The sequence below is a fragment of the Pseudomonas aeruginosa genome (genome assembly GCF_001457615.1).
Classification (GTDB): domain Bacteria; phylum Pseudomonadota; class Gammaproteobacteria; order Pseudomonadales; family Pseudomonadaceae; genus Pseudomonas; species Pseudomonas aeruginosa.
The window spans coordinates 2,116,872-2,134,887 of sequence record NZ_LN831024.1 but is presented as its reverse complement, the minus strand read 5'-3'; the positions used below and the strand labels follow the sequence as shown (position 1 = coordinate 2,134,887).

Here is an 18,016-nt window from a genome sequence, read left to right as displayed (position 1 = left end):
TCCGGCCGGCTCAGGCCGCCGGCCGGAGTCCTTCAAAAAAGCCGGTTGAGGCCGTCGAACGCCGCTACCCGATAGGCTTCCGCCATGGTCGGGTAGTTGAAGGTGGTGTTGACGAAGTACTTCAGGGTATTCAGCTCGCCCGGCTGGTTCATGATCGCCTGGCCGATGTGGACGATTTCCGAAGCCTGGTCGCCGAAGCAGTGCACGCCGAGGATCTCCAGGGTCTCGCGATGGAACAGGATCTTCAGCATGCCCACCGGCTCGTTGGAAATCTGCGCCCGGGCCATGCCCTTGAAGAACGCCTTGCCCACTTCGTAGGGAATCTTCGCCGCGGTCAGTTCGCTTTCGTTCTTGCCGATCGAGCTGATCTCCGGAATGGTGTAGATGCCGGTCGGCACATCGTTGACGAAGCGCCAGCTGTCGCTCTCGACGATGTTGCCGGCGGCCGAGCGGCCCTGGTCGTAGGCAGCGCTGGCCAGGCTCGGCCAGCCGATCACGTCGCCAGCGGCGAAGATGTTGCTCACCGAAGTGCGGTAGTTCTCGTCCACCTCGATCTGGCCACGGCTGTTGACCTTGATGCCGACGTTCTCCAGGCCGAGCTTGTCGGTGTTGCCGGTCCGGCCGTTGCACCAGAGCAGCGCGTCCGCCTTGATCTTCTTGCCCGACTTCAGGTGCAGGATGACACCGTTGTCCAGCCCCTCGACGCGCTCGTACTCCTCGTTGTGGCGGATCAGCACGTTGTTGTTGCGCAGGTGGTAGCTCAGCGCATCGGAAATCTCGTCATCGAGGAAGCTGAGCAACTGGTCGCGCGTATCGATCAGGTCCACCAGCACGCCCAGGCCGCTGAAGATCGACGCGTATTCGCAGCCGATCACCCCGGCTCCGTAGATGATCAGCCGGCGCGGGGTGTGGCTCAGGGACAGGATGGTGTCGCTGTCGTAGACCCGCGGGTGGTTGAAATTGATGTCCGAAGGACGATACGGGCGCGAGCCGGTGGCGATCACGAACTGGTCGGCGACCAGGCGCTCCACCGCGCCGCTCGGCGTCACCACTTCGACGGTGCGTTCGTCGACGAAGCTGGCGGTGCCGGTGAACATGTCGATGCGATTGCGCGCGTAGTAGCCGGTACGCGAGGCGACCTGCTTGGAGATCACCCGGTCGGCGCTCTTCAGCACGTCGGGGAAGGAGAACCAGCGCGGCTCGCCGATCTGGCGGAACATCGGGTTGGTGTTGAACTCGATGATCTGCTTCACCGAGTGGCGCAGGGCCTTGGAAGGAATGGTGCCGAGGTGCGTGCAGTTGCCTCCGACCACGCGACGGCTGTCGACTACCGCCAGCTTGCGTCCGTACTTGGAGGCGTTCATCGCCGCCCCTTCGCCCGCCGGACCCGTGCCCAAAATCACCACGTCGTAGTTGTAGACAGCCATGCGTACTCCTCAGAACAGGCCGAGGCGCCCACTGGCGCCTCCGGCAAAGCCGCTGCACAACATGTGCGCGGCGGATCGATTCGATCATCGGGTCGGTGCGAACGGCGGCATTCGCCGGGCAAGGCTCGGTCCGACCTCGAGGCGGGCATATGTTACGCCCTGTGCGAAATGTCGCACATTAGCGTTTGGTCGCGTCGTAGGCGAGTTTTCCGGGCACTACAGATTCGTCGCGGTTGGCTTCCTCGCATTTCTGCCGGTCGCCGCCGCAGATCGAGCATTCCTTCTCGATCCCCAGGTTGGCGATGCCGCCGCAGGAACCGGCGATTGGCTTGCGGCCCATGATGACGCCGATGGACATGCCGAAGACCACCAGCAGCATGATGACGAAGACCAGTAGCCAGGTCATGGACGTTCTCCTTGGTTGCCGAACAGTTGCTCGTAGCGTGGCGTGGTGCGGCTGTCGAAACCGTTGCCCTGGCGACTGACGAACAGCGCCGCCAGTCGGTGCTTCTCGGCGAAACGGTAGCCCTCCTCCGGACCGAGCGCCATCAGCAGGGTCGACAGGCCGTCGGCGTTGCGCGTCGACGGATCGATCACCGTGACCGAAGCCAGGTGATGGTCGATCGGCGCGCCGGTGCGCGGGTCGAAGGTGTGCGAATAGCGCTGGCCGTTCTCTTCGAAATAGTTGCGGTAATCGCCCGAGGTCGAGACGCCGTAGCCGTCCAGCGCCAGTACCTGCTGGGCGACCCGCTGGCCCTCGCGCGGCGCTTCGATAGCGATGCGCCAGGGCGTGCCGTCCGGCTTGCGCCCTTCGGCTTTCAACTCGCCGGTGATTTCCGCCAGGTAGCTGCGCACGCCGAGCTCCTTCAGGCGTTCGCCTACCGCGTCCACCGTATAGCCAGCGGCGATGCTGTCGAAGTCCAATTGTACGGCGGCGTCCTTGCACAGGCGCTGGCCGTCGATGCGCAGGTGTCGATGGCCGACGTCACGGCGCACCGCGGCGATCTGCTCGGCGCTGGGAACCTTCTCTACCCGCGCCTGCGGACCGAAGCCCCAGAGGTTCATCAGCGGCTCGACGGTCATGTCGAAGGCGCCCTGGCTCTGCTCCGACAACTCGCCGCCGTAGCGCAGCAACTCCAGCATCGGTGGCGGCAGCTCCATGCAGGACTGCGCCGGCAGCGCATTGAAACGCGAGACCAGGGAATCGTCGCGGTAGGTGGACATCTGCCGGTCGACCTCGGCGAGGATCGCCTCCACCGCGGCTTTCGCCGTCTGGACGTCGGGCGCCGAGGCGCCGCGTACGTACTTGATCGAATAGGTGCTGCCCATGGTCGGGCCGCCGAAGCTTTCCAGGGTGTCGCCGCAACCGGCCAGGACCAGCGCCAGCGCTGCCAGTCCGGCCATGGCAAGCGGACGGAAACGCTCAGCCACCGAAATCGTCCAGCAGGATATTCTCGCGCTCCACGCCCAGGTCGGTGAGCATCTTGATCACCGCGGCATTCATCATCGGCGGGCCGCACATGTAGAACTCGCAGTCCTCGGGCGCCGGGTGGTCCTTCAGGTAGTTCTCGAACAGCACGTTGTGGATGAAACCGGTCAGGCCGGTCCAGTTGTCCTCCGGCTGCGGGTCGGACAGCGCCAGGTGCCACTGGAAGTTGGGATTCTCCGCCTGCAGCTGGTCGTACTCCTCGGTATAGAAGGCCTCGCGCAGCGAGCGCGCGCCGTACCAGAAGCTGATCTTGCGGTTCGACTTGAGCCGGCGCAACTGGTCGAAGATGTGCGAACGCATCGGCGCCATGCCGGCGCCGCCGCCGATGAAGACCATCTCGGCCTCGGTGTCCTTGGCGAAGAACTCGCCGAACGGCCCGTACACGGTGACCTTGTCGCCCGGCTTGAGGTTGAACACCCAGGACGACATCTGCCCCGGCGGCAGGTCGCTGCCCGGCGGCGGCGAGGCGATGCGGATGTTGAACTTGACCACGCCCTTCTCTTCCGGGTAGTTGGCCATCGAGTAGGCGCGGATCACCGTCTCGTCGACCTTCGACACGTAGCGCCACATGTTGAACTTGTCCCAGTCGCCGCGATATTCCGGCTGGATATCGAAGTCCTTGTACTCGACCACGTGCGGCGGGCATTCCAGCTGCACGTAGCCGCCGGCACGAAAGTCCACGCTCTCGCCGTCCGGCAGTCGCAGGGTGAGTTCCTTGATGAAGGTGGCGACGTTGGGGTTGGACTCCACCGTGCACTCCCATTTCTTCACCCCGAAGACCTCTTCAGGCACGCGGATCTGCATATCCTGCTTGACCGGCGTCTGGCACGACAGGCGCCAGCCTTCCTTCGCCTGGCGCCGGGTGAAGTGCGACTCCTCGGTCGGCAGCATCTCGCCGCCGCCCTCGACCACCACGCATTTGCACTGCGCGCAGGTGCCGCCGCCGCCGCAGGCGGAAGACAGGAACACGTTGTTCGCCGCCAGGGTTTGCAGCAGCTTGCCGCCGGCCGGCACGGTCAGGCTGTGCTCGCCATTGATCTGGATGGTCACGTCTCCACTCGACACCAGCTTGGCGCGGGCGACCAGGATGATCGCCACCAGGCCCAGGACGATGGCGGTGAACATGCCGATGGCCAGGAAAATCTCGAATCCGATCACGGGCCTCTCCTTACAACTGCACGCCGGAGAACGACATGAAGCCCAACGACATCAGGCCGATGGTGATGAAGGTGATCCCCAGGCCCTGCAGGCCCTCGGGGACGTCGCTGTACTTGAGCTTCTCGCGGATACCCGCCAGCGCGGCGATCGCCAGCGCCCAGGAAAAGCCCGAGCCGACGCCGTACACCGTGCTCTCGGCAAGGTTGTAGTCGCGCTCGACCATGAACAGCGAGCCGGCCATGATCGCGCAGTTCACCGTGATCAGCGGCAGGAACACGCCCAGCGCGTTGTAGAGGCTGGGTACGTACTTGTCGAGGAGCATCTCGAGGATCTGCACGATGGCGGCGATCACCCCGATGTAGCTGAGCAGGCCGAGGAAACTCAGGTCCACCTCGGGCAGCCCGGCCCAGGCCAGCGCGCCGTCCTTGAGCAGGTAGGTGTAGATCAGGTTGTTGGCCGGCACGGTGATGGTCTGCACCACGATCACCGCGATACCCAGGCCGATGGCGGTCTCCACCTTCTTCGAGATGGCGATGAAGGTACACATGCCGAGGAAGAACGCCAGCGCCATGTTCTCGACGAACACGGCCTTCACGAACAGGCTGATGTAGTGCTCCATCAGTAAGCCTCCTTGCTGGATACCTGCGGGGCCATCTTGTAGGTCGGGGCCTCGACCTGGTCTTTCTTCCAGGTCCGCAGGGCCCAGATGATCAGGCCGATCAGGAAGAACGCCGAAGGCGGCAGCAGGAGCAGGCCGTTCGGCTGGTACCAGCCGCCATCGTTGACCGTCGGCAACACGCTGATGCCGTAGAGCTTGCCGGCGCCGAACAGCTCGCGGACGAAGCCCAGCACCAGCAGCATGGCGCTGTAGCCGAGACCGTTGCCGATGCCGTCGAAGAACGACACGAGCGGCGGGTTGGCCATGGCGAAGGCTTCGGCGCGGCCCATCACGATGCAGTTGGTGATGATCAGCCCGACGAACACCGAGAGCTGCTTGCTCAGGCTATAGGCATAGGCCTTGAGCACCTGGTCGACGACGATCACCAGCGAGGCGATGATCACCATCTGCACGATCATCCGGATCGAGCTGGGAATCTGCCGGCGGATCATCGAGATGAACAGGTTGGAGAAGCCGGTCACCAGGGTCAGGGCGATGGCCATGACGGTAGCGGTCTTCAGGTTCGAGGTTACCGCCAGCGCCGAGCAGATCCCGAGGATCTGCAGGCCGATCGGATTGTTCTGGAAGACCGGATTGAACAGGACTTCGCGGATCGTGGGTTGAGCAGCCATCACGCCTCCCCTTTGCGCAGATTGGCGAGGAAGGCGTCGAAACCGTCCTTGCCGAGCCAGAAATGCAGCAGGTTGTCGACACCCTTGCTGGTCAGGGTGGCGCCGGCCAGGCCGTCGACCTGGTGGGTCGCCTTCGCCGATTGCGGGTCCACCGAGCCCTTGATGATCTGTACCGCAAGATCGCCCTGGGCGTCGTAGAGGGTCTTGCCGACCCACAGCGCCTTCCATTTCGGATTGTCGACCTCGCCGCCGAGACCGGGGGTCTCGCCATGCTGGTAGAAGCCGAAGCCGGCGACCGTGTTGAGGTCGCCCTTGAGCGCCAGGAAGCCGTAGAGGGTCGACCACAGACCGTAGCCGCGCACCGGCAGGATCAGGGTGTCGAGCTTGCCGTCGGTCTCCACCAGGTAGACCGTGGTATAGCGCTCGCGGCGCTTGATCGAGGCGATGTCCTCGGCGGCGGGCAGCGCATCCGACAGCGCCGGGTCCTTGGCCGCTTTCAGCGGGTCGTAGCCGAGCGGGTCCTGGGCATCGCTGAAGGTGCCGCTCTGCAGGTCGACCACCTTGGCGGTGATGCGACTGTCGAACAGCGCCTTGACCTCTTTGCCGGACATGCCCGGCTCGCCGAGACCAGCGATGGCGAGGATGCTGCGCTGCTTGTCGAGCAGGCGGTTTTCCGCCTGGGTCGGCTTCAGCGCCACCGCCGCGCCGGCGACGAACACCGAGCTGACCAGGCACACCACCAGGGCTACCAGCAGTGTGCGGGTGGTGGATTCTTGATTAGCCATTGCGCGCCAGCCTCCGCTTGATGTTGGCCTGAACGACGAAATGGTCGATCAGCGGTGCGAACAGGTTGGCGAACAGGATCGCCAGCATCATGCCTTCCGGGAACGCCGGGTTGACCACCCGGATCAGCATGACCATCACTCCGATCAGGGCGCCGAACAGCCACTTGCCGGTATCGGTCATGGACGCCGAGACCGGGTCGGTGGCCATGAAGATCATGCCGAAGGCGAAGCCGCCGGTGACCAGGTGCCAATACCAGGGCATGGCGAACATCGGGTTGCTGGCCGAGCCGATGGCGTTGAACAGATAGCTCATGGCGACCATCCCCAGCATCACCCCGGCGACGATGCGCCAGGAGGCGATGCGGGTCAGCAGCAGCACGGCGCCGCCGATGAAGATCGCCAGGGTGCTGGTCTCGCCCATCGAACCCTGCATGTGGCCGAGGAAGGCATCCATCCAGGTCAGGCCGTGGCCGAGGATGTTGTCCACCCCGCCGGCGGCGGCCAGGCTCAGCGAGGTGGCGCCGGCGAAGCCGTCCACCGAGGTCCATACCGCGTCGCCGGACATCTGCGCCGGGTAGGCGAAGAACAGGAAGGCCCGGCCGACCAGTGCCGGATTGAGGAAGTTCTTCCCGGTGCCGCCGAACACTTCCTTGCCCAGCACCACGCCGAAGCTGATCCCCAGGGCTACCTGCCACAGCGGGACGGACGGCGGCAGGGTCAGGGCGAACAGCACCGAGGTGACGAAGAAGCCTTCGTTGACCTCGTGGCGGCGGATGCTGGCGAACAGCACCTCCCAGAAACCGCCGACGATGAAGGTGGTCAGGTACACCGGCAGGAAGTACGCGGCGCCCTGGACCAGGCAATCCCACAGGCTGTTCGGGTCGAACCCGGCCAGCGCGCCGATCAGGGCGAAGCGCCAGCCATCCTGGGCGCTCAACAGGTCGGGGCTCTGGGCGAAGATCAGGTTGGCCTGGTGGCCGACGTTGTACATGCCGAAGAACATCGCCGGGAAGGTGCATAGCCAGACGATGATCATCATGCGCTTCAGGTCGATGCCGTCGCGCACGTGTGCAGTGGTGCGGGTGACGCTGCCCGGACGATAGAGGAAGGTGTCCACGGCTTCGTACAGCGGGTACCACTTCTCGTAGCGCCCGCCCTTCTCGAAATGATGCTCGACCTTGTCGAGCAGGTTACGCAAACCCATGGCTCAGCCCTCCTGCTCGATGCGTGCCAGATTGTCCCGCAGAATCGGGCCGTATTCGTACTTGCCGGCGCAGACGTAGCTGCACAGCGCCAGGTCCTCTTCGTCGAGTTCCAGGGCGCCGAGCTTCTGGGCCATTTCCGTGTCGCCGACGATCAGGTAGCGCAGCAGTTGAGTCGGCAGGATATCCAGCGGCATCACCGCCTCGTAGTTACCTACCGGCACCATCGCCCGTGGGCTGCCGTTGGTGCTGGTGGTGAAGGCAAAGCGCTTGCCGCCGAGCAGCCTGGAGACGAACACGTTGAGCAGCGAATGCTTTTCCACCCCGGCGCGCAGGTAGTGGAGGAACTCGCGCTGGTCGCCCTCCTTGAGACAGGACAACTGCAGGTGGTAGCGCCCCAGGTAGGCGTAGGCGCCATGGGCGGTGCGACCGCCCAGCACGGAGCCGGAGATCAGTCGGTTGTTGCCCGGCTGCAACTGGCCGGCGGCCAGTTCGTCGAGGTTGGCGCCCAAGCGGGTGCGCACCAGACGCGGCTTTTCCACCACCGGACCGGCCAGGGCGATCACCCGCTCGGTCCACAATTGCCCGGTCGTGAACAGCTTGCCGATGGCAATCACGTCCTGGTAGTTCAGGTTCCACACGCTCTTGCCGGCACCCACCGGGTCGAGGAAGTGGATATGGGTGCCGGGCAGGCCCGCCGGATGCGGACCGGAGAATGCTTGCGCGGTCACGCCGGAGAGCGCCTCGCCGGGTAGCGAAACGCCTTCCGCCTTGCACAGGAACACCCGGGCCAGGCGCCCGAGCACCGTCAGCCCGGCCTGGAAGGCCTCGCCCTGCTCCGCGATAACCACCTGCGGATCGGCGGCCAGCGGCTGAGTATCGATGGCAGTGACGAAAATCGAACTGGGGCTGGACTCGGGATCGGGCACCTTGCTGAACGGCCGGGTCCGCAGCGCGGTCCACAGGCCCGACTGCAACAGGTTGTCGCGGACCTGCTCGGCGCTCAGCGTGGCGAGTTTGTCAGCGGGATAACGGGCGAACTCCAGTTGCTCGTCGCCGTCGAGATCGATGACCACCGATTGCAGGACGCGCTTCTCGCCACGATGGATGGCACTGACCACACCGGCGCCGGGTGCGGTATAGCTGACGGAGGGATTCTTCTTGTCGGTGAACAGCACCTGCCCCAGCTTCACCCGGTCGCCTACCTGCACCGCCATGGTCGGCTTCATGCCGTGGTAGTCGAAACCGATCAACGCCACGCTGCGTACCGGGCGTGCTGCCTCGATGCGCTGTTCGGGGGCGCCGCTGATGGGCAGGTCCAGGCCACGTTTTATCTTGATCATGTCTAGTGCCTAGTGGTCGTGGACAGAAAAGACGAGGCCCAAGTCAGAAAATGACCATCATCGCGCGCAACGTACTGAATTGGCACGATTGATGAATGGCCCCGCAAGGTAACCCCGGGATTATAAAGAGCCACCTCCCCGGGAGCCACCCAAGCCGCACACCGGGTCTTGAAACGCGTAACAGAAAACGACAGAAAAACATGCCCGTGCGAAATGAAAAACGGGAGCCGAAGCTCCCGTCCTGCGCCACCCGCAGGCTCAGGCCTGCTGGCCGAGCCCGCGCCTTTCCGCCAGCGACAGCTTGACCCGGTAGCACAACCACATCAGCAGCAGCCAGAATGGAATGGCGTACACCGAGATGTTGATCCCGGGGATCATCAGCATGATGCCAAGGATGAACACCACGAAGGCCAGGCACAGGTAGTTGCTGAACGGCGACCAGAGCGCCTTGAAGAAGGTGTCCACGCCCTGGCGCTTCATCGCCGCGCGGAACTTCAGGTGCGACAGGCTGATCATCGCCCAGTTGATCACCAGCGCCGCCACCACCAGCGACATCAGCAGCTCCAGCGCCTTGTGCGGCAATACGTAGTTGACGATCACGCAGAGGAAGGTGATCAGCGCCGAGACCAGGATCGACAGCACCGGCACGCCCCGGCGGTCCACCGACATCAGCACCTTCGGCGCGTCGCCCTGGGCGGCCAGGCCGTAGAGCATCCGGCTGTTGCAGTAGACGCCGCTGTTGTAGACCGACAATGCCGCGGTGAGGACTACGAAGTTGAGGATGTTGGCCGCGGTGCCGCTGCCGATCAACGAGAAGATCTGCACGAACGGGCTGCCACTGTAGTCGTCGCCGGAAGCGTTGATGGTCTCCACCAACTGGTCCCATGGATACAGCGAGAGCAGCACCGCCAGGGCGCCGATATAGAAGATGAGGATCCGGTAGATCACCTGGTTGATCGCCTTGGGAATCACCTTCCTCGGCTCGGACGCCTCGGCGGCGGTGATGCCCACCAGCTCCAGGCCACCGAAGGAGAACATGATGATCGCCAGGGTCATCACCAGGCCGCTGAGACCGTTGGGGAAGAAGCCGCCGCGGTCCCACAGGTTGCTCACCGAGGCTTGCGGTCCGCCACCGCCGCCGACCAGCAGGTAGATACCGAGCAGGATCATGCCGACGATCGCCGCTACCTTGATGATCGCGAACCAGAACTCGGTCTCGCCGAAGGCTTTCACGTTGGCCAGGTTGATCGCGTTGATCAGCACGAAGAACGCCGCCGCCGTCGCCCAGGTCGGCACGTCCGGCCACCAGTACTGGATGTACTTGCCCACCGCGGTCAGCTCCGACATGCCCACCAGGATGTACAGCACCCAGTAGTTCCAGCCGGAAAGGAAACCGGCGAATCCGCCCCAGTACTTGTGTGCGAAGTGACTGAAGGAGCCGGCCACCGGCTCCTCGACGATCATCTCGCCGAGCTGGCGCATGATCAGGAAGGCGATGAAGCCGCCAATGGCGTAACCGAGGATCATCGACGGGCCGGCCGTCTTGATGACGCCCGCCGAGCCGAGGAACAGCCCGGTGCCGATCGCCCCGCCCAGCGCGATCAACTGGATGTGGCGATTCTTCAGGCCACGCTTCAGCTCGCCCTGGTGCAGATGTTGACCATCCATTGAAAAACCCTAAATCGAAGTGAGTAGTTTCTTGTTCTGGTTATCCACAGAAATGAAAAACGGGAGCCCGAGAGCTCCCGTTTTCCTCTACGCCTTGCGCATCAACGCGGGAAGGCCGGCGGGTTGACCCCAGCCATGTCTTCCATCACGCGCACTACCTGGCAGCTGTAGCCGAACTCGTTGTCGTACCACACGTACAGGACGACACGGTTGTCGTTGCAGATGGTCGCCTCGGCGTCCACCACGCCGGCATGGCGCGAACCGACGAAGTCGGTGGAAACCACTTCCTGGGAGCTGACGAAGTCGATCTGCTTCTGCAGGTCCGAGTGCATGGCCATCTGGCGCAGGTACTCGTTGATCTCTTCGCGGGTGGTGGCCTTTTCCAGGTTCAGGTTGAGGATCGCCATGGACACGTTCGGCGTCGGCACACGGATCGCATTGCCGGTCAGCTTGCCTTTCAGCACCGGCAGGGCCTTGGCCGCGGCGGTGGCGGCACCGGTCTCGGTGATCACCATGTTCAGCGGCGCGCTGCGGCCACGACGACTGCCCTTGTGGAAGTTGTCGATCAGGTTCTGGTCGTTGGTGTACGAGTGAACGGTCTCGACGTGACCGTTGACGATGCCGTACTGGTCGTTGACGGCCTTCAGCACCGGCACGATGGCGTTGGTGGTGCAGGAGGCGGCCGAGATGATCTTGTCGTCGGCGCCGATGTCGGTGTGGTTGATACCGTGCACGATGTTCTTCAGCGCACCCTTGCCCGGAGCGGTAAGGACCACGCGATCGATCCCCGGGCACTTCAGGTGCTGGCCGAGGCCTTCGGCGTCGCGCCACTTGCCGGTGTTGTCGACCAGCAGGGCGTTCTTGATGCCGTACTGGGTGTAGTCGATCGACGCCGGGTCGTTGGAGTAGATCACCTGGATCAGGTTGCCGTTGGCGGTCAGCGTGTTGTTTTCTTCGTCGATGGTGATGGTGCCGTCGAACGGACCGTGCACCGAGTCCCGACGCAGCAGGCTGGCCCGCTTGACCAGGTCGTTCTCGGCGCCCTTGCGCACGACGATCGCGCGCAGGCGCAGGCCGTCGCCGCCGCCGGTCTTCTCGATCAGGATGCGCGCCAGCAGGCGGCCGATGCGGCCGAAGCCGTAGAGCACGACGTCGGTGCCTTCGCGGGCATCGCCGTTCTGCTTGCCGACCACCTCGGCCAGCTCGGCCTTGACGAAGTCCTCGATGCTGCGGCCGTTACCTTCTGCCTTGAACTTGGCGACCATCTTGCCCAGATCGACGGAAGCGGCGCCCAGCTTGAGCTCGCTCATCGCCTTGAGGATCGGGAACGTCTCGTGAACCGACAGCTCGGCGTCATCAGCCATGCGATGACGGGCGAAACGATGCGCCTTCATGATCGCGATCACCGAGCGGTTGATCAGACCACGGCCATGGATCGAGGTCACCACATTGTTATTGCGGTAGAGCTGGCCAATCAGCGGGATCATGGCTTCCGCGATGGCTTCACGATCGATCCATTCACCGAGACACTGGTCGGGCTTCTGAGTCACGGGCAATACCTTCCACATGTAGGGGATGAAAAAAGGGGCTACATTATGACCGCGCCGGCCAGGCTCGGCAATCTGCAGCAGTCGGAAGACTGACATCCAGCAGTCGGGAAAGTTACAATCCGGCGGGTCAAATTCCCGACCGGAGCCCAGCTTGCCCGTGTCCGTACTGCGTCTTCCCAGCCTGCCGGCCAGCGCCGGCAAGCAACACTGGGGCAACCTCCCCGGTGCCGCGCTGAGCCTGGCTGTCGCCGAGGCCGCCAGTTCCGCCAAGCGCTTCACCCTGCTGCTGACCGCCGACAGCCAGAATGCCGAACGCCTGGAACAGGAACTGCGGTTCTTCGCCCCCGACCTGCCGGTATTGCATTTCCCCGATTGGGAAACCCTGCCCTACGACGTCTTTTCGCCGCACCAGGACATCATTTCCCAGCGCATCGCCGCCCTCTACCAGTTGCCGCAGCTCAAGCACGGCGTGCTGGTGGTGCCGATCTCCACCGCCTTGCACCGCCTGGCGCCGACCCGCTTCCTGCTCGGCAGCAGCCTGGTCCTCGACGTCGGCCAGAAACTCGACGTCGAGCGGATGCGCCTGCGCCTGGAAGGCGCCGGCTACCGCTGCGTCGACACGGTCTACGAGCACGGCGAGTTCGCCGTCCGCGGCGCGCTGATCGACCTGTTCCCGATGGGCAGCGAGTTGCCCTTCCGTATCGACCTGTTCGACGACGAGATCGAGACCCTGCGCACCTTCGACCCGGAGACCCAGCGCTCCATCGACAAGGTCGAGTCGATCCGCCTGCTGCCGGCACGCGAATTCCCCCTGAACAAGGAAGCGGTCACCGGCTTCCGCGGCCGCTTCCGCGAGCGCTTCGACGTCGACTACCGGCGCTGCCCGATCTACCAGGACCTCGCCAGCGGTTTGACACCCTCGGGAATCGAGTACTACCTGCCGCTGTTCTTCGAGGAAACCGCGACCCTCTTCGACTACCTGCCGCAAGACACCCAGGTGTTCTCCCTGCCCGGCATCGAACAGGCCGCGGAGCAGTTCTGGAATGACGTACGCAGCCGCTACGAGGACCGCCGGGTCGATCCGGAACGGCCATTGCTGCCGCCGGCGGAAGTGTTCCTTCCGGTGGAAGACTGCTTCGCCCGGCTGAAGAACTGGCCACGGGTGGTCGCCAGCCAGGAGGACGTCGAGCCGGGCGTCGGGCGCGAGCGCTTCCCGGCCCTGCCGCTGCCGAACCTGGCGATCGAAGCCAAGGCCGCCGAGCCGCTGGCCGCGCTGCGCCGGTTCATCGAGGAGTTCCCCGGCCGCGTACTGTTCTGCGCCGAATCGGCCGGACGCCGGGAAGTCCTGCTGGAGCTGCTGGCCCGACTGAAGCTGCGCCCCGAGGAAGTCGACGGCTGGCCGGCCTTCCTCGCCAGCCAGGCACGCCTGGCGATCAGCATCGCGCCGCTGGACGAGGGCCTGCTGCTGGACCATCCGGCCCTCGCCCTGGTCGCCGAAAGCCCGCTGTTCGGCCAGCGCGTCATGCAGCGCCGGCGCCGGGAAAAGACCCGCGACGGCGGCGACGCGGTGATCAAGAACCTCACCGAGCTGCGCGAAGGCGCGCCGGTGGTGCACATCGACCATGGCGTCGGCCGCTACCTGGGCCTGATCACCCTCGAGGTGGACAACCAGCAGGCGGAATTCCTCATGCTGCAATACGCCGAGGACGCCAAGCTCTACGTGCCGGTCGCCAACCTGCACCTGATCGCCCGCTACACCGGCGCCGACGACGCCCTGGCGCCGTTGCACCGGCTCGGCTCGGAAACCTGGCAGAAGGCCAAGCGCAAGGCCGCCGAGCAGGTCCGCGACGTCGCCGCCGAGCTGCTCGACATCTACGCCCGCCGCGCCGCCCGCGAAGGCTTCGCGTTCAAGGATCCGCAGGCCGACTACGCGACCTTCTCGGCCGGCTTCCCGTTCGAGGAGACGCCGGACCAGCAAAGCGCCATCGAGGCGGTGGTCGCCGATATGCTCGCGCCCAGGCCAATGGACCGCCTGGTCTGCGGCGACGTCGGCTTCGGCAAGACCGAAGTGGCGATGCGCGCGGCGTTCGTCGCCGTGCATAGCGGCAAGCAGGTGGCGGTGCTGGTGCCCACCACCCTGCTCGCCCAGCAGCACTACAACAGCTTCCGCGACCGCTTCGCCGACTGGCCGGTGAGCGTCGAGGTGATGAGCCGCTTCAAGAGCGCCAAGGAAGTCGAGAACGCTGCGCGGCTACTGGCCGAAGGCAAGATCGACATCCTCATCGGGACCCACAAGCTGCTCCAGGAAGACGTGAAGTTCGCCAACCTGGGGTTGGTCGTGATCGACGAGGAACACCGCTTCGGGGTGCGCCAGAAGGAGCAGCTCAAGGCCCTGCGCAGCGAAGTGGACATCCTCACCCTCACCGCCACGCCGATCCCGCGGACCCTGAACATGGCCGTCTCCGGCATGCGCGACCTGTCCATCATCGCCACGCCGCCGGCGCGCCGCCTGTCGGTGCGCACCTTCGTCATGGAGCAGCAGAACGCGGTAATCAAGGAAGCGCTGCTCCGCGAACTGCTGCGCGGCGGCCAGGTGTACTACCTGCACAACGAAGTGAAGACCATCGAGAAGTGCGCCCGCGACCTCGCCGAACTGGTCCCGGAGGCGCGCATCGGCATCGGCCACGGACAGATGCACGAGCGCGAGCTGGAACAGGTGATGAGCGACTTCTACCACAAGCGCTTCAACGTGCTGGTGGCCTCGACCATCATCGAGACCGGCATCGACGTGCCCAGCGCCAACACCATCCTCATCGAGCGCGCCGACAAGTTCGGCCTGGCCCAGTTGCACCAGTTGCGCGGCCGCGTCGGTCGCAGCCACCACCAGGCCTACGCCTACCTGCTGACACCGCCGCGCCGTCAGATGACCCCGGACGCCGAGAAACGCCTGGAAGCCATCGCCAACGCCCAGGACCTGGGCGCCGGCTTCGTCCTCGCCACCCACGACCTGGAGATCCGCGGCGCCGGCGAGTTGCTCGGTGACGGCCAGAGCGGGCAGATCCAGGCGGTCGGCTTCACCCTCTACATGGAAATGCTCGAACGGGCGGTGAAGGCCATCCGCAAGGGCGAGCAGCCGAACCTCGAGCAGCCGCTGGGCGGTGGGCCGGAGGTCAACCTGCGGGTGCCTGCGCTGATCCCCGAGGATTACCTGCCCGACGTGCATGCCCGGCTGATCCTCTACAAGCGCATCGCCAACGCCCCTGACGAGGAAGGTTTGCGCGAGTTGCAGGTGGAGATGATCGACCGCTTCGGGCTCCTGCCCGATCCGGCGAAGAACCTGATGCGCCTGACCCTTCTGAAGCTGCAGGCGGAAAAACTTGGAATCCTCAAGGTCGATGCCGGACCGCAGGGCGGTCGTATAGAATTCGCCGCCGATACCCAGGTCGACCCGCTGGTACTGATCAAGCTGATCCAGGGCCAGCCGAACCGCTACAAGTTCGAAGGCGCAACCCTGTTCCGCTTCCAGGTGCCCATGGAACGACCGGAAGAACGCTTCAATACCCTGGAGGCGCTGTTCGAGCGCCTGACACCGCAAACCACCTAAGGATTAGCCTATGCGCTTGTTCCGTTGCCTTGCCCTGCTGCTCTCACTGGCCGCCCCCGCGGCATTCGCCGGCGGTCCCTACCAGGTGGAACTGGTGGTGTTCCGCCAGGCCGGCGATGCCGTGCCGTCCAGCCAGCCGGCGCCGGACGACTGGGCCACCGGCGCACAGCCGCTGGCCAGCGACGCCCTGCGCGCCACCGCGCTCGACAACCAGCTCGCCAAGCTCAGCCAGGACAACGGCTACACCGTGCTGCTGCACAAGGCCTGGCGCCAGGACATCGGCGAGACCCCGGTGAAGATCGCCCTCAGCGAAGGCCAGGAACAGGATCATCATTTCCCGGTGGAAGGTACGCTGACCCTCAGCCAGGTGCGCTTCGTCGACATGGAGGCCGATTTCTGGGTCAATCGCTTCGGCGACGACGGTTTCCTCGCCGGCAGCCAGCACATCAGGCAGGGCACGCGGCTGAAGAATGGCGAACTGACCTATCTCGACCATCCGAGCCTGGGCATCCTGATCAAGGTGGTGCCGGTCGGCGCCCGTCCCGCCGCCCCCAATCCCATGGAAATGGAAGAACAGCAGGCACCGGCGGACGCGCCTCCCGTCGAAGGCGGTTTCGACGCCGCACCTCCTGCGCAATAGCGAAAAAGGCCGCAATAGCGGCCTTTTTTTCGTTGCGATGGCCGCCTAGCCGGCCAGGACCCGCGCCAACACCTCGCGCACCTTGCCGATGCCATCGTGCAACGCCTGTTCGATTTCGGCCATGGTGATGATCCCCGCCGACTTGCCCGCCGCGGGATTGACCACCAGCGCCAGGCAGGCGTAGGGCAGGTCCAGCTCGCGGGCCAGTGCCGCCTCGGGCATGCCGGTCATGCCGACGATATCGTTGCCGTCCCGCTCCAACCGGGCGATTTCCGCCACCGTTTCCAGGCGCGGCCCTTGGGTGCAGGCGTAGACCCCATGGCTGCTGTGCGCCAGCCCCAACGCACGCAATGCCTCGATCAGGCGCTGGCGCAACGGCTCGTCATAGGGGTGGCTGAAATCGATATGGGTGACATGCTCGATATCGCCGGCGAAATAGGTGTGCTCGCGTCCCGAGGTGTAGTCGATCAACTGGTGCGGCACGCACAGGTGCCCCGTTCCCATCGCCGCATGGATGCCACCCACCGCGTTCACCGCGATCACCGCCTCGGCACCCGCCTGCTTCAGCGCCCAGAGATTGGCGCGGTAGTTCACCTGGTGCGGCGGGAAGCGGTGCGGATGACCGTGACGCGCCAGGAACAGCACCTCGCGCCCGGCGTAGCGGCCACGCTGGAGCGGCGCGGACGGCGCGCCATACGGCGTTTCGATCGGCAGGGACTCGCTCAGCGTCAGCCCTTCCAGCTGGGTCAGGCCGGTTCCTCCGATAATCGCGTAGACACTCATCGACAGCCCCCTCAATCAATCAGTTGCGCGGCGCGCAACGCGGACAGTGCTTCCAGCCAGCGCGGCTGCTGGCGATAGTCGGTATTCGCGTAGCCCTTGCCGCGCATGCGTTGCAGACGCGACGGCGGGGTCACCTTCAGGCGTTGCAGGGCTGCCAGGGCCAGCTCGGCGGAAGCCCGGTCGTTGCACACCAGACCCATGTCGCAGCCCGCGGCCAGGGCGGCCTCGATGCGGCGGCTGGCGGCGTCGCCGACCACATGGGCGCCGGCCATCGACAGGTCGTCGCTGAAGATCACCCCGTCGAACTTCAGCTCGCCGCGCAGGATCTCCTGCAACCAGCGCCGGGAAAAGCCGGCGGGCTGCGGGTCGACCTGCGGATAGATGACATGGGCCGGCATCAGCGCGTCGAGCTGTCCGGCCAGGCGGGCGAACGGAACCAGGTCACTGCGCCGGATTTCCTCGAGGCTGCGCGCGTCTTCGGGAATCGCCACATGGGAGTCGGCCTCGGCCCAGCCGTGACCGGGAAAATGCTTGCCGGTGGCGGCCATCCCGGCGGCATGCATGCCGCGAATGAAAGCACCGGCAAGCAGCGCGGCACGCTCCGGGTCGCCCTCGAAGGCGCGGCTACCGACCACGGCGCTGCGCTGGTGATCGAGATCCAGCACCGGCGCGAAACTCAGGTCGAGGCCTACCGCCTGCACTTCGGTCGCCATCAGCCAGCCACAGTGCTCAGCCAACTCTTCGGCATTGGGGTTGTCGGCGATCGCGCGCATCGCCGGCAGGCGCACGAAGCCCTGGCGCAGGCGCTGCACGCGCCCTCCTTCCTGGTCGACGGCCAGCAACAGGTCGGGACGGATGGCGCGAATGGCCGCACACAGTTCGCGAACCTGGGCAGGATGCTCGATGTTGCGAGCGAAGATGATCAGCCCGCCCACCTCGGGGTGGCGCAGGATTTGGCGGTCCTCGGCGGTCAGCCAGGTACCGCCGATGTCGAGCATCAGAGAGCCTTGCATGAAAAGTCCTATGGCCTGGAAATCAGCGAAGCCCGCCGTCACGGGCCTCAGACAGCGCACACTG

Annotated in this window: 15 protein-coding genes; 2 read left to right on the top strand and 13 right to left on the bottom strand. The window is 65.0% G+C overall.

What is annotated here, in order from left to right:
- Positions 1-32 precede the first annotated feature (32 nt).
- The 11 genes from sthA to AT700_RS09810 all read right to left on the bottom strand — a co-directional run bounded on the left by sthA (position 33) and on the right by AT700_RS09810 (position 11,930).
- The gene (gene sthA, locus AT700_RS09860) at positions 33-1,427 is read right to left on the bottom strand and encodes a Si-specific NAD(P)(+) transhydrogenase (RefSeq protein ID WP_003091177.1); all 1,395 of its coding nucleotides are present in this window, start codon (positions 1,425-1,427) and stop codon (positions 33-35) included.
- Between the two features lie 178 nt (positions 1,428-1,605).
- Positions 1,606-1,833, bottom strand: coding sequence for a (Na+)-NQR maturation NqrM (nqrM, locus tag AT700_RS09855; RefSeq protein ID WP_003091178.1), 228 nt, complete (start codon positions 1,831-1,833; stop codon positions 1,606-1,608).
- Positions 1,830-2,858, bottom strand: coding sequence for an FAD:protein FMN transferase (locus tag AT700_RS09850; RefSeq protein WP_003162488.1), 1,029 nt, complete (start codon positions 2,856-2,858; stop codon positions 1,830-1,832). The genes nqrM and AT700_RS09850 overlap by 4 nt, the downstream gene beginning before the upstream one ends.
- Entirely contained in the window at positions 2,851-4,074 is a 1,224-nt protein-coding gene (gene nqrF / locus AT700_RS09845; protein WP_003113984.1) for an NADH:ubiquinone reductase (Na(+)-transporting) subunit F, read from the bottom strand. The genes AT700_RS09850 and nqrF overlap by 8 nt, the downstream gene beginning before the upstream one ends.
- A gap of 10 nt (positions 4,075-4,084) precedes the next feature.
- Positions 4,085-4,693, bottom strand: a complete 609-nt coding sequence (nqrE, locus tag AT700_RS09840) for an NADH:ubiquinone reductase (Na(+)-transporting) subunit E (protein ID WP_003091182.1) — start codon at positions 4,691-4,693, stop codon at positions 4,085-4,087.
- A complete protein-coding gene (gene nqrD / locus AT700_RS09835; RefSeq protein ID WP_003119802.1) occupies positions 4,693-5,367 on the bottom strand; it encodes an NADH:ubiquinone reductase (Na(+)-transporting) subunit D in 675 nt (224 codons plus the stop codon). Before nqrD ends, nqrE begins: the two co-directional genes overlap by 1 nt.
- Positions 5,364-6,149 carry a Na(+)-translocating NADH-quinone reductase subunit C gene (locus AT700_RS09830; RefSeq protein ID WP_003105182.1) on the bottom strand — a complete coding sequence of 262 codons (786 nt, stop codon included), beginning with the start codon at positions 6,147-6,149 and terminating at the stop codon, positions 5,364-5,366. Before AT700_RS09830 ends, nqrD begins: the two co-directional genes overlap by 4 nt.
- Positions 6,142-7,353 carry an NADH:ubiquinone reductase (Na(+)-transporting) subunit B gene (locus AT700_RS09825; RefSeq protein WP_003109478.1) on the bottom strand — a complete coding sequence of 404 codons (1,212 nt, stop codon included), beginning with the start codon at positions 7,351-7,353 and terminating at the stop codon, positions 6,142-6,144. Before AT700_RS09825 ends, AT700_RS09830 begins: the two co-directional genes overlap by 8 nt.
- A gap of 3 nt (positions 7,354-7,356) precedes the next feature.
- The gene (locus AT700_RS09820; protein WP_003113983.1) at positions 7,357-8,694 is read right to left on the bottom strand and encodes a Na(+)-translocating NADH-quinone reductase subunit A; all 1,338 of its coding nucleotides are present in this window, start codon (positions 8,692-8,694) and stop codon (positions 7,357-7,359) included.
- Positions 8,695-8,952: 258 nt separating this feature from the next.
- Positions 8,953-10,362, bottom strand: coding sequence for an amino acid permease (locus AT700_RS09815; protein WP_003118089.1), 1,410 nt, complete (start codon positions 10,360-10,362; stop codon positions 8,953-8,955).
- A gap of 101 nt (positions 10,363-10,463) precedes the next feature.
- Complete coding sequence (locus AT700_RS09810; protein ID WP_010793199.1) at positions 10,464-11,930, bottom strand: glyceraldehyde-3-phosphate dehydrogenase; 1,467 nt, start codon at positions 11,928-11,930, stop codon at positions 10,464-10,466.
- A 139-nt stretch (positions 11,931-12,069) separates the two neighbouring features.
- Here AT700_RS09810 and mfd point away from each other — a divergent pair, with 139 nt between their 5' ends.
- Both mfd and AT700_RS09800 read left to right on the top strand, forming a co-directional pair.
- Positions 12,070-15,516 carry a transcription-repair coupling factor gene (mfd, locus tag AT700_RS09805; RefSeq protein ID WP_003113980.1) on the top strand — a complete coding sequence of 1,149 codons (3,447 nt, stop codon included), beginning with the start codon at positions 12,070-12,072 and terminating at the stop codon, positions 15,514-15,516.
- Positions 15,517-15,526: 10 nt separating this feature from the next.
- Positions 15,527-16,156 carry a CsiV family protein gene (locus AT700_RS09800; protein WP_003091190.1) on the top strand — a complete coding sequence of 210 codons (630 nt, stop codon included), beginning with the start codon at positions 15,527-15,529 and terminating at the stop codon, positions 16,154-16,156.
- A 45-nt stretch (positions 16,157-16,201) separates the two neighbouring features.
- On the opposite strand, the gene AT700_RS09795 is transcribed toward AT700_RS09800, so the two are convergent.
- A complete protein-coding gene (locus AT700_RS09795) occupies positions 16,202-16,939 on the bottom strand; it encodes an S-methyl-5'-thioinosine phosphorylase (protein WP_003091193.1) in 738 nt (245 codons plus the stop codon).
- 11 nt (positions 16,940-16,950) lie between these two features.
- Positions 16,951-17,952, bottom strand: coding sequence for a beta-N-acetylhexosaminidase (gene nagZ, locus AT700_RS09790; RefSeq protein ID WP_048521004.1), 1,002 nt, complete (start codon positions 17,950-17,952; stop codon positions 16,951-16,953).
- Between the last annotated feature and the right edge of the window lie 64 nt (positions 17,953-18,016).